Source organism: Jatrophihabitans cynanchi, assembly GCF_027247405.1.
GTDB classification, from domain to species: domain Bacteria; phylum Actinomycetota; class Actinomycetes; order Mycobacteriales; family Jatrophihabitantaceae; genus Jatrophihabitans_B; species Jatrophihabitans_B cynanchi.
Genome location: NZ_CP097463.1, coordinates 1,961,720 through 1,982,824 on the forward strand (window position 1 = coordinate 1,961,720; position 21,105 = coordinate 1,982,824).

Sequence of the window (21,105 nt, forward strand, 5' to 3'; positions counted from 1 at the left end):
TACTCGTCGCCGACTTCAGCCGTGTGCTGGCCGGCCCACTGGCGACGATGACCCTGGCCGATCTGGGTGCGACGGTGATCAAGGTCGAGCGGCCGGGAACCGGCGACGATACCCGCACGTGGGGGCCGCCGTTCACCGAGCGGTCGACGGCATATTTCGAGTCCGCCAACCGCGGCAAGGCCAGCCTGACACTCGACATCGCCGACCCGGGTGACCGTGCCCTCGCGCAGGAGCTGGCCCGGCGCGCCGACGTGTTCGTCGAGAACTTCAAACCCGGCAGCCTGGCGCGGTACGGCCTCGACCATGAAACGGTTGCTGCCACCAACCCGCGGATCGTCTACTGCTCGATCTCGGGATTCGGCAGCGGGCCCGGCGCGAACCTGCCGGGCTACGACTTCCTGGTACAGGCCGTCGGTGGCCTGATGTCGATCACCGGCGAGGCCGACGGCGAACCGCTGAAGAGCGGGGTGGCCCTGGTGGACGTCCTCACCGGCAAGGACGCCGTGATCGGAATCCAGGCGGCGCTCGCCGCCCGCTCGCGGACCGGGCGGGGCCAACGCATCGAGGTCAGCCTGCTCACCAGCCTGCTCGCCGCGATGGTCAACCAAACCGCAAATGCCTCGCTCGGGCTCGTCCCGCGGCGGATGGGCAATCAGCACCCGTCCATCGCACCGTACGAGACGCTGCGTTGTGCCGATGGGCTCATCGCGGTGGCATGCGGCAACGACGGGCAGTTCCGGCGCTTCGCCGCCGTCATCGGCGACTGTGCGCTGGCCGATGACGAACGCTTCGCGAACAACCCCGCTCGCGTGACCAACCGGGCCGCGTTGGTCGACACTCTGGAACTCGCACTAGCCGGCAATCCGGTCCAGCACTGGATCGATGTTCTCACCGCCGCCGGCGTCCCCGCCGGAGCCGTCGGCACGGTCAACGACGGGATCGCGCTTGCCGAGAGGCTGGGGCTGAAGCCACTGAGCCAGACCGGTCCCGGCTATCTGCCGCAGGTGCGCCACCCGGTCACGTACTCGCACGACTCGCCAGACATCGAAGCGCCGATTCCGCTTCCGCCGCCGATCCTCGGCTCCCACACCACTGCCGTCCGCGACTGGCTTGCCGGACCGCCCGACGCCCATCCGCCCATCCTGAAGGAGAACCAGACATGAGCAGTCAACCGGATGAGCACGCAGGGTGGCGGCGGTGAGTGCTCAGGCTCGCGGCAACATCGACCCGCTCGACCCGCTCGGTGTCGACGACCTGTTGTCCGCCGAGGAGATCGCGATCCGCGACACCGTTGCCAAACTGGTCAAGGACCGCATCGCCCCGCACGTGGCCGGGTGGTACGAGACCGGTGCGCTGCCCGAGGTTCGCGAGCTGGTTAAGGATCTCGGGGCGATCGGCGTGCTGGGCATGCATCTGACCGGTTACGAGTGCGCCGGCATGAGCGCGGTGGCGTACGGCCTGGCGTGCTTGGAGTTGGAGGCAGGCGATTCAGGCATCCGGTCCTTGGTCTCGGTGCAGGGTTCCCTGGCCATGTTCGCGATCTGGAACTGGGGCAGCGAGGAGCAGAAGCAGACCTGGCTGCCGCGTATGGCCCGCGGTGAAGCAATCGGCTGCTTCGGACTGACCGAGCCCGACCACGGTTCCGATCCGGCCGGCATGACGACCCACGGCCGCCGCGACGGCAGCGACTGGATCCTCGACGGACGAAAGATGTGGATCACGAACGGTTCGATCGCCGACGTCGCCGTCGTCTGGGCCAAGGTCGACGGGAGCATCCGCGGTTTCGTGGTTCCGACGGACGCACGCGGCTTCTCCGCTCCGGACATCAAGCACAAGGGCTCGCTGCGTGCGTCCGTGACATCAGAGTTGGTGCTCGATGGTGTGCGCCTGCCGGCTGATGCGGTCTTCCCGGAGGTCCTCGGCTTACGCGGCCCGCTCTCCTGTCTCAACGAGGCCCGCTACGGCATCGTGTGGGGGGCGATGGGTGCCGCGCGCTCGGCCTTCGCCACGGCACTGGATTACAGCATGACGCGCACCCAGTTCGACAAGCCGCTGGCCGCGTACCAGTTGACCCAGCAAAAGCTGGCGAACATGTCGCTGGAACTGAACAAGGGCTTGCTGCTGGCGTTGCACCTCGGCCGTCGCAAGGATGCCGGAACGCTTCTGGGTCAGCAGGTCAGCTACGGGAAGCTCAACAACACGCGCGAGGCGATCGAAATCTGCCGCACCGCGCGGACGATCCTGGGCGCCAATGGCATCTCGTACGAGTACCCGATCATCCGGCACATGAACAACCTCGAGTCGGTGCTCACCTACGAGGGAACGCCCGAGATGCACACGCTGGTGATTGGCCAGGCGTTGACCGGCGCGGCCGCGTTCCGCTGAGACCGGGCTGTTGGGCGGCGCTCTCAGCGGAACACCGACGTCAGTACCCACGCGATCCCGTCCCGGTGGATATACGCAGCGGCTCTGCGTCGCCGTGGCCGCGGATGCCCGAGCGGCTCCGACTGGCGCCGAGTCGCAGTGACGGTCAGTCGGTTGTTGACACGAGGGCTGGGTCGCACCGCAGATCGATCAGCAACGGCCGGTCGCGTGACGCCATATGGTCGCGAAGATCATTCAGCTGACCCGTGTTGCGGATCGTGACGCCGTCGCCACCCAATGACCGCGCCAGTCCGGTGAGGTCAGGTGGCGTCAATGATGCGATGTTAGGGTCCAAGCCCCGCCTTACCAACTGGACGTGCTCGGCCCCGTACGCATGGTCGTTGCATACCACGCAGATGAGATCCAGCTTCTGTTCGACCGCCGTCCGGAACTCGTTGAGGCCGCCCAGCATGAACCCGCCATCGCCGCAGACCAGGACGGCTGGCTGGTCGGGACGCGCGACGGCAACACCAATTGCCATCCCTATGCCCAGCCCGATCGCCGAGAATCCCGCACCGGAGCCGAACCATGAGTTTGCGTCCGGAACGTGCAAGAGGGTCACTGCATGGCGAACGAACCTGCCGACGTCGACGACGATACTGCGCTGCGCCGGGAGCGCCCTGTCCAAGAAGTCCAGCGCGACGCGTATATCGACCGTCTCCGCGGTCCCCCGGTCTACGAGCGTCGGCCACGCCCGCACCTGCTCGATAGCCGGTCCGGAGTTGAAGTGACGCGGCCGATGTCCGAGCTCGCGCAACATCGCGGTCATCCGCTCCGCCACGCGTGATACGTCACCATTCACGGCGGCGTCGACCTCTTGAAAGCGGCCGAAGGCAGCAGCATCGACGTCGACCTGCACGATGCTCTTGCCGTTCGTCAGATGACCGCGGTCGGTGGTGTGCGGGTTGAGCGCGGCGCCGAACGCAACGATGCAGTCGGCAGCCGCGACGACAGCTTGGGTCGCCGGTGCCGCCAGCGAGCCGAAGACGCCGAGATCGGCGGGCTCACTGTAGAACAGGTCCTTCGCGCGAAGTGTTGTGGCGACGGGCGCGCCGAGCATGTCGGCAAGCGACAGCAGAGAGTCCCGTGCTGCTCGGGCGCCACGGCCAGCGAGCACCAGAGGGTGTTCCGCGCTTGCGACGATGCCCAACGCCTTGTCCAACTGGGCGTCGTCGGGCAGCAACATCGAGCCGGCCGGAGCGGGGTACGGTCGCAGCTCGGGAGCGTCCACGTCCGTCCACATCAGGTCGATCGGAACGTTCAGAACAACTGGCTGAGCGCGCTCACGCGCGTGAGCGAAGGCGACTGCGAAGTCCTCGGCGAGCGTCTGCGCCGCCCGCACCTGGACGAACCGAGCGCCCGAGGCCGCGACAAGGGGCTGCTGGTCGACGTCTTGGGTGTGGTAGCGCGAGGTGGTCGCCGTGTCGCCCACGACCAGGAGCAGCGGAGTGCTCGTCCTAACCGCCTCGACCAGCGCAGTGATGCCGTTGGTCAGGCCAGGCCCATGGGTGAGGGTGGCGACGGCGGGCTCACCTGTCGTACGCGCATGACCGACAGCCATCATTACCGCGCTTGCCTCATGCAGGCCGGGAACGTAGCGACCGCCTGACCGGGCGTAGTGATCGACGAAGAAGAGGTTACCGTCTCCCACCAATCCGAAGACGACGGTGACGCGCTCAGCAACCAGCTGTGACAGCGCTTCGTAGAACTTCATAGACAGCTGACCTCATTTGATGATCGATGACGCGAACCGAATGCCCGCCAGGTTGCGGGACCGAACGGTCATAGCGCTACGGCACGATGACTGCCCTCTGTCCGGCCCCCGCCGCATGGACCTCCCACGCCGTCGCGGCGTCGGCCAGCGCATAGACCGCGGTGTCCACGACCAGGCGGCCGGCGCGCAATTGCTCGGCCATCGCCGCGAATGCCACCGCCTTCTGCGCCACGCTCGTGTCCGAGTTGCGGTGCGACAGCAGGCTGCGGCCCATGAGCGAGCTGCTCGCGATCTCCGATGTGCTCGCGGCAGAGGCGCCGATCGTGACACTGCGGCCACCGGGACGCAGCACCGCGAGCGCCGCCGCAAGCGGCGGGCCGAACAAGGTGTCCACCACGACGTCGGCGCTGCCGCCCGGCAGCTGGGCGGCGAACCTCACGGCGTCGCCCGTGCCACGCAACTCCACGACGCTGTCGGCGCCACGGTCACGAAGCCGAGCCAGCACGTCCGTTCGCCTCCCGACCGCAAGGACGTGCCCCGCCCCTCGCAGCCGGGCCAGCTGCACCGCAGCCTGACCGACGGAACCGGTCGCACCGAGCACGATCACTGACTCGCCCGCGGAGAGCGCTGCGCGATCCAATGCGAACCAGGCCGCGAGCCCCGGGATTCCCGCGGTCAGTGCGGTCACCGGATCCAGCCCCTGCGGCACTGGAATCAAGGCATCCGTAACGACCAGGGTCCGGTCCGCGATCGTGCCGTACGGCGGGACCGGTCGATTCGCATAGAACGCAGTGCCGTCGCGTTCGACGACCGCCTCCATGCCGAGCCGTAGCGGCGCGTTGCCAGGAACGAGCGACGCGGCGACGCGTACATCGTGCGGGTTGATCGCGGCTGCGAGGACCGTGACCACCGCCTCGCCCTGACCGGGGACATAGTCGTGCGCGCACGCGCGCAACGTCGGTCGTTGCCCTGCCCGATGCAGGACCAGCTCACGCACGAACACCGTCCACGCGTCGCGGTACGCCCCAGGGATTCAACTCGCGAATCGGTTCAGGCAGCGCCGAGTCCGGCGCGTCCTGGTAGGCGACCGGACGCACGAACCGGGTGAGCGCCGACGCGCCGACCGAGGATGCCGACGAGTTCGTCGTGGCCGGCCACGGCCCCCCGTGATGTTGTGCCCAACCCAGTGCGACTCCGGTCGGCCAACCGTCGACGACCACCCGGCCGGTTCGCCCTGCCAGGCATGCGACGAGACCGGCGAGCTCGGGGTCTTCGGGGCCGCCGGAATGCACCGCTGCGGCGAGACTGCCGGGCAACGCGTGCAGCGCACCGTCCAGCTCGGTGTCGTCGGCGTACTCGGCGACCAGCGCGACCGGACCGAAGCACTCCTCGAGCAGCACGGAACCGGCTTGTAGCGCCGCGATGTCGACTTCCAGTACGGTGGCCGGCGCCGCCCAGCCGTCGGCGGGCGGGGCGCACGCGTGGACTGTTCTGGCGCCCGACTCGAGCAGCCGTTCTAGCCCCGTGGTGTAGGCGCGCGCGATGGATGCGGTGAGCAGCCAGCCGGACGGTGCCCGGGTGGCCAGCGCGTTCCGGACGTGATCGATCATCGCGGACCCGGCCGGGGCTAGCAGCAAGCCGGGCTTCGTGCAGAACTGACCCATCCCCAGGGTGAACGAGTCCACGAAGCCCGCCGCGACCTCGGCAGCACGCCCGGCACCGGCACGGGTCAACACCGCCGTGTTGACAGTGCCCATCTCGGCGAAGACCGGAATCGGCACTGGGCGACCCGCCGCCAGCTTCCACAACGCGACTCCGCCCGCCTGGGATCCGGTGAAGCCGACAGCGCGCACCGCCGGGTGCGTGACCAGCGCCGCCCCGGCATCGAAGCCGGCGACCAAGCCGAACGTTCCCGACGGCGCACCCGCGGCGGCCAACGTCGACAAGGCCAATTCGCCGAGCGCGGCGGACAGCCGCGGGTGGGCGGGGTGCGCCTTGACCACGACCGGGCAGCCGGATGCGATCGCGCTCGCGGTGTCGTGGCCCAGCACGCCGAAGCCGAACGGAAAGTTGCTCGCCCCGAAAACCGCAATCGGTCCGAGCGGTACGTTTACCCGCCGCAGATCCGGTACGCCGTCGCGCGCGTGGTCGATGACCGCGTCCAACCAGGAACCCTCCTCAGCCACTGCTCCGTAGAACCGCAGAGCGCCCGCCGCCCGCGCCAGCTCACCGGTCAGCCGAGGCACACCCAACGCCGTTTCGGCGTCGGCGAGTTCGCACAGCTGCGCGGAGCGCTCCTGCACCGCATCGGCCACCGCCGACAGCCAGGCGGCGCGGGAAGCCGGCGGCCGCGCGGCTACATGAGCCGCGCAGGCCCGCGCGGCGGCGACGGTCGCCTCTACCTGATCCCGTCTCGACTCCGGGGGAGCGGATACCGCGATCCCCGATCGCGGCTCAAACGACAGCGGCCCGGAGGTCTCGGTGCTGCGGGCAAGGCTCATCACTGCTCAACTCCTCAACTGTGCGACGGCGCCGACCAGGCGCTGAGGCGCCGCGGGGTCCTGGGGAAGGAACAGGCTGGGCTCGACCAGTTCCAGCTCCAGAAGCAGTGGGCCGCGGTCGCCGGCGACGACATCGACGCGGGCGTACAGGAGCGGTGCTGTCAGCGCCAGCTGGGCTGTGGCGGCTGTGAGCACCGTTCGCGCCAGCGCGAGCTGCTCGGTCGTGGCGTTGACCACACGCAGATCACCGCGGCTGTTGCGATCCTGCCGGACACCCTCGTCCGGCAGCAGCAACGGACCCTTGCGCACCGCGTGCGAGAACCGCCCGCCGATGAAGAGCAACGCCGTCTCGCCCTGGTAGTCGACGCTCGCCACGTAGGGCTGCACCATCGCGGTCGCGCCCGCGGCCCGCAGGCCCCGCACGTGCTCGAGTACTTCGTCGCGGGTCGCCCACCGCGCCGTGTTGCGCGAGCCCGCCGAAATAGCCGGCTTGACCACCCACTCGTCGGCCACGGGGAGCTCGCCGGCGTGGTCCGGATTCCACACGGTCGGTATCACGTCGCAGCCCCGGCCGGCCAGATCGTTCAGGTAGCGCTTGTCCGAGGACCAACGAAGCGCTGCTGGCGGGTTCTGCAGACGCGGCACGGACGCCGCCCAGGCGAGGAACTCCTGTCGGCGCCACGAGTAGTCCCAGCACGAGCGCACGATGTTGGCGGTGTACTGCTCCCAGTCGACCGCAGGATCGTCCCAGCGCACGGCCTCACACTGATAGCCGGCCTCGGCGAACGCCTTCGCCGCCAGCGTCAGGTCCGGATCCTGCTCCAGGCCGGACGCTGAGCAGATCAGCGTGACTGCTTGACCCACGATCTTCCCTCTCTGGCGGCTCGTGCGTTGACGCGGCGGCGGTCACGACACCTGCGACACCCAGACACTCTTCACTCGTGTGTAGAGCTCCACCGCCGAGGTGCCACCCTCCCGGCCGTAGCCGGAGCGGCCGACGCCACCGAACGGGACCAGATCCGAAATGTTCTTGTACGTGTTCACCCAGACGGTCCCTGCCACGAGCCGCGCGGCGATGCGGTGCACCCGCGCCGAATCAGAGGTCCATAGGCCGGCGGCTAAGCCGTACTCCGTGCCGTTGGCTGCCAGGACCGCCTCCTCCTCGGTGCCGAAGGAGGACACTGTCAGCACCGGGCCGAACACCTCTTCCTGGACGATCTGAGTGCTGTGCACGGCGTCGGCCAATACGGTCGGGCGCACGTAATAACCGTCGCTCAGCGCAGAATCGGCGGGCAGGTCAGCCTGTGCGACGATCCGGGCCCCGTCGGCCACCGCCTGATCGATCATGCGCACGGTCTTGTCGCGCTGCGTCGCGGTCGCCTGAGGTCCGACGTCAGTGCCGGCCAGGCGGGGGTCGCCAACCTTCAGCGCGGTGGTGCGCTGCGCCAATCGATCGACGACGTCAGCGTAGATCGGCTCCTCGACGATCAGCCGGCTGCCCGCGATGCACGCCTGGCCGCAGTTCTCGAAGATGCCGTGCGAGATGCCCTTGAGCGCGCGGTCCAGGTCGGCGTCCGCGAATAGCAACTGAGCCGATTTCCCACCGAGCTCCAAGGCCACCGGAATAAGCCGTTCAGCGGCCGCCTTCGCGATCGCGATACCGGTCTTGTCGTGGCCGGTGAACACGATCAACCCGACCCGGTCGTCGCTGGTGAGCGCAGCTCCGGTCTCCCGGCCACCCGTCAGCACCTGCGCAACGCCCGGCGGCACACCGCACTCGTCGAACACGTTCTGCAGCAGCAGCGCGCTCAACGGCGTCTCCTGCGCAGGCTTGAGGATGCAGACGTTGCCCATCGCCAGTGCCGGAGCCATCTTCTTGGTTGCAAAGATGATCGGCGCATTCCACGGCACGATGGCGACGACGATGCCGTACGGCTCGCGACGCGTGTAGGTATGGAACTCACTGCCCGTCGGGATCACGGTGCCCAGCACCTTGTCGGCCATGCCACCGAAGTAGGTGAACGTCGACGCCGCTCGCAGCACACTGGCTCTCGTCACCTCGACCGGCGCGCCGAGGTTGCCCGTCTCGCACTCGACGAACTCCTGCGCACGGGACTCCATGAGCCGTCCGACATCGCAGAGCAGCCTGCCGCGCCGCGTGGGGTTTAGCTGCGCCCACTCCTCCTGCGCCGCCTGGGCACGCGACAGCGCCCGGTCGACCTCGGCGCGACCTGCGTCAGGCACGTCGCACAGCGCTGAGCCGTCGATCGGACTGTAAACGACACTCATCTGCTCACTCTCCACAGGAAGGGACCGGTTGCTCGACCGATGTCATTGCCAACTGTTGATCGTGGTACTCGGTCGCTCGCCCTGCGCCGCGGTCACCGCGTTCGCCAGCGCGAGCTCTCGCATCGCCGAGCGGGTTCGCTCAGTCGCACTGCCCACGTGGGGAAGGAGAATCACGTTGTCCAACGTCCTCAGCGGGTGGTCGGGCAGGAGAGGTTCCTGCTCGAAGACGTCAAGGGCAGCGCCCGCGATGCGGCGCTCGCGCAGGCATTGGATCAGCGCCCGTTCGTCGATAACGCCTCCCCGGCTGGTATTGACCAGGACTGCCGTCGCCTTCATTCGGGCGAGTTCGGCGGAGCCGACCAGTCGACGGGTCTCGTCGGTGAGCGGGGTGTGGATCGTCACGTAATCGCATTGCTCGAAGAGATCCGGCCAGCTTACGTACTCCGCGAGGCCGCGGGTCTCCGCATCACGGATCCGCCTGCGATTGTGGTAGACGACCCGCATACCCAGCGCGCTCGCCAACTGCGCCACTCGTCGGCCGATCCGGCCCATGCCGACGACGCCCAGCGTCGCGCCGTGGACCTGCCCGGTGAGCTCCGGTGGGGTGATCGTCCAGGCGCCGGCCCGGATGAGCCGGTCGAAGGCGACGATCTTGCGGCCCGCCGCGATGATCATCCCGATGGTCAACTCGGCGACTGCGTCATCGAGGACGCCCGGGGTATTGCACACCCAGACCCTGCGCTCGGTCGCGTCCTGGACAGCGATGTTGTCGATGCCGACCCCGAACTTCGAAACCGCCAAGAGGTGCGGGAGTTGATCGAGTACCGCCCGGTCCACCTTCGTCCGCGCGTCGACGATCCAGGACCGCGCGTGGCGTACTCGTTCGAACGGGACCGCCTTACCGGGCGGGACCTGAATGATCTCGCAGGTCGGTGGCACCCCCCTACACAGTTCCTCGGGGATGCCGATCGAGTCCAGTACCAACGACTTCACGCGCTTGCTCCACTACTGGCATGCTGTGCGTCGCTCTCGGCTCCGTCCGCGCCGACGCGGATACACGCGGCTCGCTGTCCGGGCGCCGCGTCGCGGAGGACCGGGACCGTATGCACGCAAGCCTTGACTGCGACCGGGCACCGTGGATGAAAGTTGCATCCGGTCGGCGGAAAGGCCGGATCGGGCACCTCGCCACCCAAACTCTTCGGCCGTATCCCGGAGCCATCCGGTACGGGTATCGCATCGATGAGAGCACGCGTGTACGGATGAGCCGGCGAGTCCCACACGGTCCCGGTGGGTCCGGATTCCGCCACCTCGCCGAGGTACATGACCAGGACACGGTCGGCGATCGCCCTAATCACCGCGAGGTCGTGCGAGATCATCAGCAGGCCGATGCCCTCTTCGCGGCAGATGTCGACCATCATGTTCGCTACATACGCCTGCGCAGACGCGTCGAGCGCGGAGATCGGCTCGTCCGCGACGAGCACCTTCGGACGAGTGGCCAGCGCGCGCGCCAGTGCGATGCGCTGCCGCTGTCCGCCGGAGAACTGGTGAACGTACTTGTCCGCCGCCGACGCCGGCAGGCGCACTCGATCGAGTAGTTCGACGACCTGATCACGCCAGCGCTCTCGGGAGCCGGCGTCCCGGGCCCGGAGAACCTCGGTGAGCTGCTGGCCCACGGTGCGCCGAGGATTCAGCGCCGTGGCAGCGTCCTGGAAGATCATCTGAAGGTCGCACTCCGGTTCCGGCCGGCGCCGCTTGCGCAGTGCGCGGATCGGCCTGCCGTCCAGGCGTACCTCCCCGTCCGCGAGCGGCAGCAGGCCGACCAAGCCCCGAGCGAGTGTGGACTTGCCGCACCCGCTCTCGCCTACCAGGCCGAGAATTTCGCCAGGCTGCAGGTCGAAGGTCACGCCGGTCACGGCCTGGACCTGGGTGCGGTCCGCGCGCCGATAGGTGATGGTCGCGTTAGCGACCGACAGCAGAGGCGTGGGCGTCATGGCTGCGCCCTCCACGGATCGACGAAGCAGGCGAGTTCGTGCCCGGCCGCGCCGACCTGCAGGTCGGGAATCGCATCCCGACAGCAGTCCTGGGCAAACTCGCATCTGCTGTGGAACGCGCAGCCGGGCACCTCGTCACCAATCACCGGCGGGGCTCCGGGCATGGGCCTGAGCCGCCCCCCGTCGGAACTGTTCGCGTGGGCAGGAAGCGCGTCCAGCAGTGCGCGGGTGTATGGATGCCGCGGGCTGCGGAAGATATCCGCGGCGCATTCGGACTGCTCGATCACCCGACCGGCGTAGAAGACCGCGATCTTGTCCGCGACGCTGGACAGCACGCCGAGATCGTGCGTGATAACGACGATCGCCACGCCGGAGTTACGGCGCAGGTCGTCGAGTAAGGCGAGGATCCCGGCTTGCACGGTCACGTCCAGCGCCGTCGTCGGCTCGTCCGCGATGATCAGCTTGGGCTCACACGCGAGCGCCATCGCGATCGCGATGCGCTGACGCATGCCGCCGGACAGCTGATGCGGATAGGTCTTCAGCATCCGGTCCGTGCCGGGCAGGTGTACCCGCTCGAGCAGCAGCTTCGCGTGCGCTGCGGCCTCCGTGCGCGTGAGCCCGCGATGATGTCGGACGTGGTCGGTCAGCTGGTGACCGATTGTCAGCATCGGATGCAGACTGCTCAGCGGATCTTGAAACACCATGGCGACGTCGCGTCCACGCGCGCGGCGCATCTCGCGTGCAGGCAGAGCGAGCAGATCGCGCCCGTCCAGGACCGCGCGGCCGGACGCCCGGGCTCCGGAGGGCAGCAGGCCCATCAGCGCCAGGCCGGCCATCGTCTTGCCGCTTCCGCTCTCCCCTGCTATGCCAAGGATCTGTCCCGCACCGACGCAGACGGAGACGCCGTGCAGCACCGGCGCGTCGCGGCCGCCCACAGGCAGGCTGACGCGCAGCGAGTCGACCTCGAGTACCGGCATCACGAACTCCGGTCCACGATCTGCTTGGTCTGCGGGTCCAGCCAGTCGCGCAGACCGTCGCCGATCAGGTTGAAGGCCAGCGCGACCAGCATGATGGCGAGGCCCGGGAACACCGCGATCCACCAAGAATTGAAGTAATTGATGCCCGCCGAGATCATGCTGCCCCACTCGGCCTCGGGTGGCTGTGCACCCAAGCCAAGAAACGACAGCCCCGCCAACAATAGGATCGCACCGCCCACCTCCATTGTGGCCAGCACCAGGATCGGCCCGGCCACGCTGGGCAGGACGTCGATGAACATCGACCGCATGGAGCCGACGCCGGCCAACCGGTTGGCGGCGACGAAGTCCGCCTCGCGCAAGCTCATCACCAGGCCGCGAACGGTCCTGGCGTACATCGGCCAGGAGACCAGCACGCCCGCGATGACCGCGTTGTGCAGGCTGGGACCTAGCGACGCAGCTACCGCCATCGCCAAGATGATGATGGGGAAGGCGAATACCAGGTCCACTATTCGCATCAGCACCTCATCCACGACTCCGCCGAAGAAGCCGGCCACGACGCCGACGAGGCCGCCGATCACCATCGCGCAGACGACGAGCAGTACCGCAAACAGCACGGAGACCCGGGAGCCGAACACGACCCGACTGAGCACGTCCCGACCGACCTCATCGGTACCGAACCAGTGGGAGGCCGACGGTGCCTGCAACGGCGCGAACGACTGCTTGATCGGACTGGACGGCGCGATCAGCGGAGCAAGAAGCGCCACGCCGGCAACCACCAACAGCAGGAGGGCGCCGATCGTGAGCAGACGGTTCCGCTTCAGCCGTGCCAGCGCACGACTGCGCTGCCGGCCGTCCACCAGGGTGGATGCGACGGCGGTCATGTCAGCCTCATTCGGGGGTCGAGCGCCATGTAGGCGAGGTCGACAAGCAGGTTTACGACGATGTACGTCAGGGAGACGAGCAGGCTCACCCCCATGACGGCGGACAGGTCATTCGAGGTGGCCGCACGATAGGCGTACTGCCCGAGGCCGGGCCAGCTGAACACCGATTCGACGAGCACGGTGCCCGAGAGCAAGGTGCCGAATGCTACGCCGGTCACCGTCACGATCGGGCCGGCGGCCGCGCGCAGGATGTAGCGCCAGATGACATACAACCCAGGCAGCCCTTTACCGCGGGCGCTTCTGACGTAATCGGTGCCGATCACCTCAAGCACCGCCGCTCGGCTGAACTTGATCAGAATGCCGAGCGTGTAGGTCGCGAGCACGGCAGCAGGCAGAATGATGTGCTCGACCGCCGAACCGAACGCCCGCAGATTGCCGTCCACAAGTGAGTCCAGCAGCAAGAACCCGGTGTGCTTCGTCGGGGCGCCGATCCGAGGATCGATCCGGCCGCTTCCCGGGAGCAGATGCAGCTTCGCGAACATGACGTAGGAAACAACCAGGCCCAGCCAGAACACCGGAGTGCTCACGCCGATCAGGGAGACCACTCTCGCGAGTTGGTCGGGCCACCGGTTGCGGCACAGGGCGGCCACCGTACCGAGCCCGATTCCGAAGATCGCCGCGAAGGCGATCGCGACCATCACCAGTTCGATCGTGGCTGGCGCGTACTGCAGCAGATCGGTCCGCACCGGTCGACCGGTTTGATGTGAGGTGCCCAAGTCGCCGTGCACGAGTTTGTCGAGATAGCGGAAGTACTGGACCAAGAGCGGCTTGTCCAGTCCGTACTTGGCACGGAAGGCTGCCACGACGGCCGGGTCGCCGGAAGCGATGTCCCCGAGGTTGGCCACCGCGGGGTCGACCGGGATGACGTTCGTCAGCAGAAACGAGATGATCGTTATCCCGAACCCCAGCACAACCGTGATGCCGAGCCGGCGCGCAACGTAGTGCGCCAACGGGTGGCGTCTGCGCGGGCTCCGGGGGGCGGGATCCGTCCCGCCCCCTGTCGCCTTCCGCGCAGGCAATGTCGTGACCATGCTCGTCTTTCCGTTCCAGCCCTGTGCGTGGACTAGCTCTTGCCGAGCAACGCGTAGTCGACGCCGAAGGAGCCGTTGATGTTCAACCCGGTGATGCCCTTGGCTCCGGCGACGTGCGACACTCCGGTGAACAGCGGGATGAAGTGGTAGGTAGCGTTCAGCGCTTCGCCCCAGGCCTGGTAATCCGAAGCCCGCTTGGCGCTGTCCATCTCCGCAAGCGCCTTGTCCGCCAGTTCCACAACCGGCCTCGCGTCCGGTGCCGACGCCGGCCAGTGGATTCGGGTGGGCAACAGGTCACCTGGGTTGTAGACGGTGAAGCCGAACGGATCCATGACGTCCTGCGGGAAGTTCCACAACGCGATCTGGGTCTTGCCCTGCGAGTACTGCGTGCGTGCATCAAGGTTGGGCGCGGGCACCAGCTTCATCTTGATACCGGCCTCGGCGACGCTGGCCTGGATGCGCTGCGCGAACGTTCCCATCGTCAGCCCGTCCACCGCATAGTCGCTGCCGTAGGACAGTTGCACCGTCTCGTTGGCCTTGCCAGAGGCGGCCAGCGCCGCCTTGGCAGCCGCGAGGTCCCTCTTCACCGCATCCGACGGAGGCAGCGATCCGGCGATGGACGCCGGTATGACGCCAGCCGCTTGCACGGCGCGTTCCCCGGCCAACTGGACAAGGCCTGCATAGTCGATCGACAGTGCGATCGCCTTGCGGAAGTCCGCGTCGGAGGTCGGTGAGCCCGGATCGTTCGACAGGGCCATGTAGACGACCGTGGGCGACTGGACACTGTGCACGGTAACGGAGCCGCTCAGCTGCTTCACCTGGTTTCCGCTCAGGTTGACTGCGACCTGAGCTCCGCCGTTCTGCACGTCCTGCAACTGCTGCTGTGTCGACGTGACGCTCTTAATGATGACCTTTGAGAACGCAGGCTTCTTCCCCCAGTAGTTCGGGTTGGCGACGAGAACCACCTGCGAGTTCGGCGTGAAGCTCTGCAGCTGGTACGGCCCGGAACCCGCCGAATGGCTGTTGAACCACGGCCCGGCCTTGTCCGCCTTGTCCGCGCCGGGCTGATCGGTGCCCCCGGCCGCCTTGACCTGCTTTGCGTTGACGATGGCCAGCGAATCGGTCGCGACGAGCGCCGGCAACTGTGGGTTCGGCTCGTCCGAGTTCAGTACCACCGTATTGGCATCAGGAGTCGACACCTTGATGCCGGTGAGCTTGTGCGAATTGTTCGACTTCATGTTGAGAGTTCGGTTGTAGGAGAAAGCGACGTCCGCGGACGTAAGCGGTGTACCGTCAGCGAACTTTGCGTCCTTGCGCAGCGTGAAGGTGTAGGTCCGACCGTCGGCGGACGCCTTGTAGCTGGTCGCGAGGCCAGGAACGATGTCCTTGATGTTGTCCCCGTGATACGTCAGCAGGGTGTCATACATCTGGTGTACGAGGTTCTCGGCCGTGTTGTCGAACTGGACGGCAGGATCGAGTGTGGTGGCTCCGAGCGAGGAGTCGACGAGGAGCGTGTCCGACGACGCGGACGGCCCGCCGGACGAGCTTGCGCCGCAGGCGGACAGAGTCAACCCGAGCCCGGCGGCCACGGCAGCCGCGAGGGCTGCCCTGGCGAACCCATAGCGGTGGAGCGACTTCATCATGATCTCTCCCAATTGGATGGACGACTGCGCGTGTACGAGTTCCTTACGTTTCTGCGTTCCGACAATCGGCGGTGGAGCCGGTTCACGCGCGGCCACCGCCGCCGCTGGGGCTGAGCAGCGCCCGGATTTCGAGCAGCTGCTTCGCGATCTCGTTCGACCGCTCCTCGCTCAGGCGCGGGGTGGGCACTGAGCAACTGATCGCGTAGGCCGACGGGCTGTCCGGCCCGACCGCGACGGCGAAGCAGCGCAACCCGATGCTGGACTCCTCGTTGTCGATGGCGTATCCACGGCTCCGGGTTGCCGCAAGCTCTTCCTCGAGCCTGTCCAGCGAGACGATCGTGTTCGCGGTGTAACGGACGAACTCCAGCGGAAGTACCCGCTGCACCTCAGCGATGGGGCGTTCGGCGAGGATGGCCTTTCCGAGCGCGGTGACAGTGGCCGGCATCCGCCGTCCCGGCGCCGTCGCCGCGGAGAGCCGATGCCGCGACGGCAGGCTGTGCAGGTAGATCACTTCCGCGCCGTCGATCCGACCGAGGTGGATCGTCTCATCGAACAGTTCGGACAGTTTCTGCATCACCGGACGTGCCTCAGCCACCATCCCGTCCTGGTTGATGAAAGCGCGGCTGACCTGCAGGCACCTGACGCCCAGCGCATAGCGCCCGTTCACCTGCGTCAGCCAGCCACGCGCGACCAGAGTCATCAGCAGCGCATAGGTGCTGGCGCGTGGCATATCGAGGGCCACGCTGATCTCACGCAGCGTCTGCGGCTCGCTCGCTGTGCTGAGAAGCTCAAGCACCAGCAAGGTCCGCTCGGCCGACTTGACCACTCGAACTCCGTGGTCAGCATCGTTCGTTCCGGGTTCCATGAGCACGCTCCCTTCTGCAGATCGACTTCTCAGTCCGCCTCGCCGATGATGTCGGCGAGAAAGACGCCATCACGATCCTCCGGGCTGTCCTCCGGCGCACAGATCAGCCATGCGCCGTCGCGCGGGTTGTCGACGACGAACAGCACGGTGCCGTCCTGGAGGCGTACGCGCGAACCGGGCTCGAGGTCCCGCAAGTTCAGCGGCTTGGACACGGCGGTCTCCTATAGAAACGTCGTGAGGTTCTTGGCGAGCAGGACTGTCTGGTCGAGATAGACCGTTCGTTTGGCGATCAACCAGGAGTCGCCGGAGCGGACAAGCTCGTCGACCCGCTTGCCGACCATGATGTCAACCTCGTCCCGGAGCCGGTTTCGATAGACCAGGAACCGCATGCGCGCCGTGACCCGCTCCACCGGCTGCCGGCCATCGGTGTCGACGACCCGGATATTGGTGTAAAGGTGCGATGTCCGTGACACTGGCTCCTCGCACCAGTGGATCCCGGTCTGCAACTGTTCGACGCGCTGGCTCAAGGTCAGCTTCCCCTCGTCGATCCAGGACACGTCCAGCCGATCGGTGAGGTATTCGCGGTCGGTATCGCTGGACTGCACGTTGCGGCTGATCGGCACGCGGTAGCTGATGTTCTCGTCAAGCAGGTCGAGCCACTTCGTGAAGTGACGGCTGTCCAGCAGATCCGCCTCGTGGTAATAGAAGTCCTCGAGCTCCAGCCGGAGCAGCGTGGGTGCCAGTACGTCCAGGGTCGGTGCGCTCATGCCGAGGTCGCCTCCGCTTCGAGCATCGGGAACGGCACGTCACCGGGGGTCTCGACGCGGTGCATCAACTGGTCCCAGGAGCGGCCCTGCATGAACTCGCTCCAGCGTTTGAGCCAGATCAGCTGATTCTGCTCGGAGAACAACTGCCGTGCCCACACGCATCCGGGCACCGGTTCGTATGGCTCGGAGTAGCCCAGGCCCATCTGGTAGTTGTACGGATGGTCCCGGGCGACGCGGCCCCGACTTGCCTCGGTCGCTGCCGACCAGTTCTCCAGGTCGTCCTGTTCGGTAAGTCCGGCAGGCCCGGAGTAGCTCATGAAGTACCTGCGCAAGACATCCTTAACGTTGTCCGGCGCGTCTTCGTCTACGAGGTAGTACCGCCAGAACTCCGTTTCGCACGGGCCGTTCGGATGCGCCACGATGATCGTCCGCGGCTGTTCCTCGTGGAAGGACATATTCGGGAAGATCGTGCCCTTGCCTTGGAAGTGGAACCGCCCCTTCAGGCGCTCCCGGCGTGCGGCGCGTGCGCTCTCGAAGTACTCCGCCACTTCCGGGAACCGCCCGAAGCTCGGTGGCTGGGTGTAGTCCTCCTCGAGCGCACCTGCCCAACCTGTCCCGCCGTGGCCGAGGTCCGGCCAGCCGAACACAGACGCACCGTCTCGTTTGTCATCGCGACGCCCGGCCCCACTGGGGCCGATATTCACCATGTCCACCGAACGGTGGCTGACGACATGTGCAACGTCCCCGATGAAGTTGGTGGGAGCGAACTTCCAGTTACAGCCAACACGCCACTTCTGCACGCCGGCCAGCACGACGCCACCGGCGTCGCGGCCGTCACGGTGATCGAGCGCGAAGTCCAGCCACATTTTCATGCCGCCGAGGTAGTCCTCGAGGTCGGGCGCATCCGGGTCCCAGTTCCCCCAGATGGTCCCGCGGTAGTTGACAATCCGCGGAACCCGGACCAGGCCCCACTTGGTCTTGTCCAGCGCCTCGTGATAGCGCGCGCGATAGCCGGGCACACCGAACAGTTCGCCGGGCGTACTGACCAGGTTGCCGTCGGTGGAAAAGCTCCACGCGTGGTACGGGCAGGTGAACAACGTCGTGTTGCCCTCGTCGTAGCGGCACAGCTTCATGCCGCGGTGCGTGCATGTGTTGAGAAGGACGTGGATGTTGCCCTGCTTGTCCCGCGTGAGGATGACCTGCTCTTCGCCCATGCGCGAGACGTAATAGTCGTCCGGGTTGGGGATCTGGCTCTCGTGCCCGACAAGGAGCCAACTCCGCGAAAACACCTTTTCCTGTTCGTCGCGGTAGATCGCGTCGTCGACGAAGATCTCGCGGCTCGCCGTGCCGTTGCGTACGTCCACCAGGCCGGTGCTGCGTTCGGTTGTCGTCATCTGCCTTCCTCCGTCATTCGGTCGACGTGCTGGTCGTGTTCAGGCGGCCCGCGCCACGCACTGGTCGGCCCACGAGCATGCTTCGTCGAAGTTCGTGCGGGCCAGCAGGTGGCGCTGGCCGAGTCCTTGCCATTTCGGGCTGCCGAGTGTGACCACGCCGCAGAGCTCACGCTCGCCCACCACGGCCACGAGCTTGCGACCACTGCGCGCGGTATGCGTGCGCATGCCGCTCGTGAAGCAGCCGCTGAACTGAAGCTTCGCGTCCAGTAGGTCAGACCAGAAGTAAGGCGGCGTGTCCCACCGCGCCTGGTCACCGAGGATCGCGTCGGCAACCCGGGCTCCGTGATCGCGGGCCGCCTGCCACTGCTCGACTCGGCCGGAAGTGCCGGTGAGCGTGTTGTGCCAGGCTGCGACGTCTCCGGCCGCCCAGATGCCTGGGCGGTTCGTGCGGCCGTCGGCGCCGCATCGCACGCCGTCGCCGACGTCCAACCCGGCTCCGGCGAGCCACTCGGTGTTGGGCACCGCACCGACGCCGACTACGACCAGGTCCGCCTCGAGGAGCTCCCCGGAGCTGAGGCGGGCCGCCCGGACGGTCAGCGTGCCCACCAGTTCCGTGACCGTCGCGCCCGTGCGGATGTTGACCCCCGCCTCGAGATATCCGGCGACGCATGCCACGGCCAATTCGGCGGGCAGCACCCGCTGCAGAGGGGCGGCAGCTGACTCCACGACCGTCACCCGCCACCCGCGCCGGCTCGCGGCGGCAGCGACCTCCAGCCCGACGAACCCGCAGCCGACGACGATCAGCGAGCCCACGTTGTTCAACGCAAGACCCAGCGCGCGCGAGTCAGCCGCGCTGCGCAGGTAGTGCACGCCTCGGCGTCCCGCCCATGCCGGTACACGCCGGGCACGCGCTCCGGTGGCGATGAGGATTGCATCGGCGGCGAGCGTCTCCCCGTCGGACAGGGCTACCGCGGTCCGGTCTGCTTCCAGCGAAACCGCACGCGTGGCGCGGCGCAGCTGAATGTCGTGCGCCGCGTACCAGCTCGGCTCGTGCAACAACTGGACCCGGCCGGTACCGGTGAGCACCTGCTTCGACAGGGGCGGACGGTCGTAGGGCCACTCCGCTTCATCGCCGATTACAACTATTTCGACGTCGTCGCCACGCTGGCGGATGCGCTCGGCCGCCGAAACGCCGGCGAGCGAAGCACCGACAATCAGCACGCGCTGCCTAGCCATCTCAGTATTCCAGCCGCAACGCCATGGCGGGGCAGGCTTGGACGGCGGCCTTGGCAGCCGGCAACTGCTCGCTTGAAGGCGCGGTCACCAGCACGACTGCCTTGTCGGTCTCCTCGTCGATGTCGAAGAGGTCGGGAGCTTGGACAACGCAGTTCGCGTATCCCATGCACAGGTCCTCGTCGAGTTTGATCCGCATGATGACCGGCTGCTCTCCCTTCCGATTCCGTGTGCTCAAGCGCCCTGCGCCGCGATCGCGCCGAGTGCCGAGCGGTCGCACGGGATAAGGACGTCGCTGAGTCGCAATCCGGCCAACCAGGTCCGCAGGTCCGCGAGGTCGCGCTCGTTCGGCTCGATTAGCGGGGCCCGCACCGTGCCGGTGTCCGCACCGCGCAGACGAGCCCCCGCTTTGATCAAGGAGACGGCGTAGCCGGGTTCACGATCCCGCAACCGGACGAACGGGTGTACGACCTGGCGCAACAGTTCATCCACCCGCTCGGTGTCACCCGTACGCAATGCGTGAAAGAACTCGCTCGCGAGCTCCGGCACCACGTTCAGCAGCGCCGAGCTGTACGCGGTGATGCCGTACGGCCGCAGCGCGGGTGCCAGCAGCTCGGCAGTCGGGACGCCGTTGATGAAGCCGAAGCGACTGCGGTCGACTGCCGTGACCTGCTGCTGCAGTAGTTCGACGCGGCCGGTTCCGTCCTTGATGCCTACGATGTTTGGCACTTCGGCCAGGCGAGCAACGGTGTCCGCGGTGAATATGGCGGCATCCCGCTGGTAGATGACCAGAGCCAGAGGCGTCTTGGCCGCCAGCGAGCAGTAATAGTCGAGGTACTCGTCGCTGCCGGGTGACTGCAGGTACGGCGGGAACACCAGCGCGCCGTCCGCTCCGGCTGCTTCAGCCATCTGAACCATCTCGGCCGCCAGGCTGGCACCGAAGCCGACGCCGGCCAGCACGGGGACTGCGCCCTCCGCGACCGCGACGCTGGTCGAGATGATCGTGGCGTACTCGTCGGGCGAGAGTGCCCCCATCTCGCCCGTGCCGCACCCCGGGAAGAGGCCGCTCACGCCGTAGGACAGCAGCAACTCGGTGTGCGAATGCAGCGCGCGGGCGTTGAGCGCACCGGCGCCGTCGAACGGCGTGATCGGGAACGCGAGCAACCCGTCGAGGGCTGCCGGCATCTCCTCATACGACCAGCGCATTCCCGAACTCCTGTCTATATATGAATCGTTCGTCTACTCATCGATACGCTAGAGCGGACTTGCAATCGCTGTCAAGAGGTTGGGCGGGGCAGGATCCCTTACGCTTGGGGAGGATTGACAGCACATACG

Annotated in this window: 20 protein-coding genes; 2 read left to right on the plus strand and 18 right to left on the minus strand. The window is 67.2% G+C overall.

Features of this window, described 5'->3' with window-relative positions; translation table 11 throughout:
• Positions 1-47: 47 nt before the first annotated feature.
• Both M6B22_RS09525 and M6B22_RS09530 read left to right on the plus strand, forming a co-directional pair.
• Positions 48-1,163: a CaiB/BaiF CoA transferase family protein gene (locus M6B22_RS09525; protein WP_407935674.1), complete on the plus strand. Its 1,116-nt coding sequence runs from the start codon at positions 48-50 to the stop codon at positions 1,161-1,163.
• 34 nt (positions 1,164-1,197) lie between these two features.
• Positions 1,198-2,385 carry an acyl-CoA dehydrogenase family protein gene (locus tag M6B22_RS09530; protein WP_407935603.1) on the plus strand — a complete coding sequence of 396 codons (1,188 nt, stop codon included), beginning with the start codon at positions 1,198-1,200 and terminating at the stop codon, positions 2,383-2,385.
• 145 nt (positions 2,386-2,530) lie between these two features.
• Here the strand turns inward: M6B22_RS09530 and M6B22_RS09535 are convergent, their stop codons facing one another.
• The 18 genes from M6B22_RS09535 to M6B22_RS09620 form a co-directional block, all read right to left on the minus strand.
• Positions 2,531-4,138: a thiamine pyrophosphate-binding protein gene (locus tag M6B22_RS09535; RefSeq protein ID WP_269445525.1), complete on the minus strand. Its 1,608-nt coding sequence runs from the start codon at positions 4,136-4,138 to the stop codon at positions 2,531-2,533.
• Positions 4,139-4,214: 76 nt separating this feature from the next.
• The gene (locus M6B22_RS09540) at positions 4,215-5,135 is read right to left on the minus strand and encodes a quinone oxidoreductase family protein (protein ID WP_269445526.1); all 921 of its coding nucleotides are present in this window, start codon (positions 5,133-5,135) and stop codon (positions 4,215-4,217) included.
• Positions 5,128-6,639, minus strand: coding sequence for an aldehyde dehydrogenase family protein (locus M6B22_RS09545; RefSeq protein ID WP_269445527.1), 1,512 nt, complete (start codon positions 6,637-6,639; stop codon positions 5,128-5,130). Before M6B22_RS09545 ends, M6B22_RS09540 begins: the two co-directional genes overlap by 8 nt.
• Before the next feature lie 6 nt (positions 6,640-6,645).
• Positions 6,646-7,503, minus strand: coding sequence for an ATP-grasp domain-containing protein (locus tag M6B22_RS09550; RefSeq protein ID WP_269445528.1), 858 nt, complete (start codon positions 7,501-7,503; stop codon positions 6,646-6,648).
• 42 nt (positions 7,504-7,545) lie between these two features.
• Complete coding sequence (locus tag M6B22_RS09555) at positions 7,546-8,928, minus strand: aldehyde dehydrogenase family protein (protein ID WP_269445529.1); 1,383 nt, start codon at positions 8,926-8,928, stop codon at positions 7,546-7,548.
• 42 nt (positions 8,929-8,970) lie between these two features.
• Positions 8,971-9,921: a 2-hydroxyacid dehydrogenase gene (locus M6B22_RS09560; RefSeq protein WP_269445530.1), complete on the minus strand. Its 951-nt coding sequence runs from the start codon at positions 9,919-9,921 to the stop codon at positions 8,971-8,973.
• Complete coding sequence (locus tag M6B22_RS09565) at positions 9,918-10,919, minus strand: ABC transporter ATP-binding protein (RefSeq protein ID WP_269445531.1); 1,002 nt, start codon at positions 10,917-10,919, stop codon at positions 9,918-9,920. Before M6B22_RS09565 ends, M6B22_RS09560 begins: the two co-directional genes overlap by 4 nt.
• A complete protein-coding gene (locus M6B22_RS09570; protein WP_269445532.1) occupies positions 10,916-11,854 on the minus strand; it encodes an ABC transporter ATP-binding protein in 939 nt (312 codons plus the stop codon). Before M6B22_RS09570 ends, M6B22_RS09565 begins: the two co-directional genes overlap by 4 nt.
• Positions 11,855-11,895: 41 nt before the next feature.
• Positions 11,896-12,777, minus strand: a complete 882-nt coding sequence (locus tag M6B22_RS09575) for an ABC transporter permease (protein ID WP_269445533.1) — start codon at positions 12,775-12,777, stop codon at positions 11,896-11,898.
• Positions 12,774-13,787, minus strand: a complete 1,014-nt coding sequence (locus tag M6B22_RS09580; protein ID WP_269445534.1) for an ABC transporter permease — start codon at positions 13,785-13,787, stop codon at positions 12,774-12,776. The genes M6B22_RS09575 and M6B22_RS09580 overlap by 4 nt, the downstream gene beginning before the upstream one ends.
• Before the next feature lie 113 nt (positions 13,788-13,900).
• Positions 13,901-15,511: an ABC transporter substrate-binding protein gene (locus M6B22_RS09585; protein WP_269445535.1), complete on the minus strand. Its 1,611-nt coding sequence runs from the start codon at positions 15,509-15,511 to the stop codon at positions 13,901-13,903.
• Positions 15,512-15,593: 82 nt separating this feature from the next.
• Complete coding sequence (locus M6B22_RS09590; RefSeq protein ID WP_269445536.1) at positions 15,594-16,337, minus strand: IclR family transcriptional regulator; 744 nt, start codon at positions 16,335-16,337, stop codon at positions 15,594-15,596.
• Positions 16,338-16,405: 68 nt separating this feature from the next.
• Positions 16,406-16,588 carry a hypothetical protein gene (locus tag M6B22_RS09595; RefSeq protein ID WP_269445537.1) on the minus strand — a complete coding sequence of 61 codons (183 nt, stop codon included), beginning with the start codon at positions 16,586-16,588 and terminating at the stop codon, positions 16,406-16,408.
• A 9-nt stretch (positions 16,589-16,597) separates the two neighbouring features.
• Entirely contained in the window at positions 16,598-17,143 is a 546-nt protein-coding gene (locus M6B22_RS09600; protein ID WP_269445538.1) for an aromatic-ring-hydroxylating dioxygenase subunit beta, read from the minus strand.
• Positions 17,140-18,537: an aromatic ring-hydroxylating oxygenase subunit alpha gene (locus tag M6B22_RS09605; RefSeq protein WP_269445539.1), complete on the minus strand. Its 1,398-nt coding sequence runs from the start codon at positions 18,535-18,537 to the stop codon at positions 17,140-17,142. Before M6B22_RS09605 ends, M6B22_RS09600 begins: the two co-directional genes overlap by 4 nt.
• 39 nt (positions 18,538-18,576) lie before the next feature.
• A complete protein-coding gene (locus M6B22_RS09610; protein ID WP_269445540.1) occupies positions 18,577-19,773 on the minus strand; it encodes an NAD(P)/FAD-dependent oxidoreductase in 1,197 nt (398 codons plus the stop codon).
• A 1-nt stretch (position 19,774) separates the two neighbouring features.
• Positions 19,775-19,969: a ferredoxin gene (locus M6B22_RS09615; RefSeq protein WP_269445541.1), complete on the minus strand. Its 195-nt coding sequence runs from the start codon at positions 19,967-19,969 to the stop codon at positions 19,775-19,777.
• A 35-nt stretch (positions 19,970-20,004) separates the two neighbouring features.
• Complete coding sequence (locus M6B22_RS09620; RefSeq protein ID WP_269445542.1) at positions 20,005-20,976, minus strand: 5-dehydro-4-deoxyglucarate dehydratase; 972 nt, start codon at positions 20,974-20,976, stop codon at positions 20,005-20,007.
• Between the last annotated feature and the right edge of the window lie 129 nt (positions 20,977-21,105).

Excerpts from the sequence above, each read along its gene's own strand:
- M6B22_RS09535 (WP_269445525.1), bottom strand. The coding sequence starts at position 4,138 with ATGAAGTTCTACGAAGCGCTGTCACAGCTGGTTGCTGAGCGCGTCACC.
- M6B22_RS09605 (WP_269445539.1), bottom strand. The coding sequence starts at position 18,537 with ATGACGACAACCGAACGCAGCACCGGCCTGGTGGACGTACGCAACGGC.
- M6B22_RS09610 (WP_269445540.1), bottom strand. The coding sequence starts at position 19,773 with ATGGCTAGGCAGCGCGTGCTGATTGTCGGTGCTTCGCTCGCCGGCGTT.
- M6B22_RS09525 (WP_407935674.1), top strand. The coding sequence starts at position 48 with ATGACCCTGGCCGATCTGGGTGCGACGGTGATCAAGGTCGAGCGGCCG.
- M6B22_RS09575 (WP_269445533.1), bottom strand. The coding sequence starts at position 12,777 with ATGACCGCCGTCGCATCCACCCTGGTGGACGGCCGGCAGCGCAGTCGT.
- M6B22_RS09585 (WP_269445535.1), bottom strand. The coding sequence starts at position 15,511 with ATGATGAAGTCGCTCCACCGCTATGGGTTCGCCAGGGCAGCCCTCGCG.
- M6B22_RS09615 (WP_269445541.1), bottom strand. The coding sequence starts at position 19,969 with ATGCGGATCAAACTCGACGAGGACCTGTGCATGGGATACGCGAACTGC.
- M6B22_RS09620 (WP_269445542.1), bottom strand. The coding sequence starts at position 20,976 with ATGCGCTGGTCGTATGAGGAGATGCCGGCAGCCCTCGACGGGTTGCTC.
- M6B22_RS09600 (WP_269445538.1), bottom strand. The coding sequence starts at position 17,143 with ATGAGCGCACCGACCCTGGACGTACTGGCACCCACGCTGCTCCGGCTG.
- M6B22_RS09555 (WP_269445529.1), bottom strand. The coding sequence starts at position 8,928 with ATGAGTGTCGTTTACAGTCCGATCGACGGCTCAGCGCTGTGCGACGTG.
- M6B22_RS09565 (WP_269445531.1), bottom strand. The coding sequence starts at position 10,919 with ATGACGCCCACGCCTCTGCTGTCGGTCGCTAACGCGACCATCACCTAT.
- M6B22_RS09545 (WP_269445527.1), bottom strand. The coding sequence starts at position 6,639 with ATGAGCCTTGCCCGCAGCACCGAGACCTCCGGGCCGCTGTCGTTTGAG.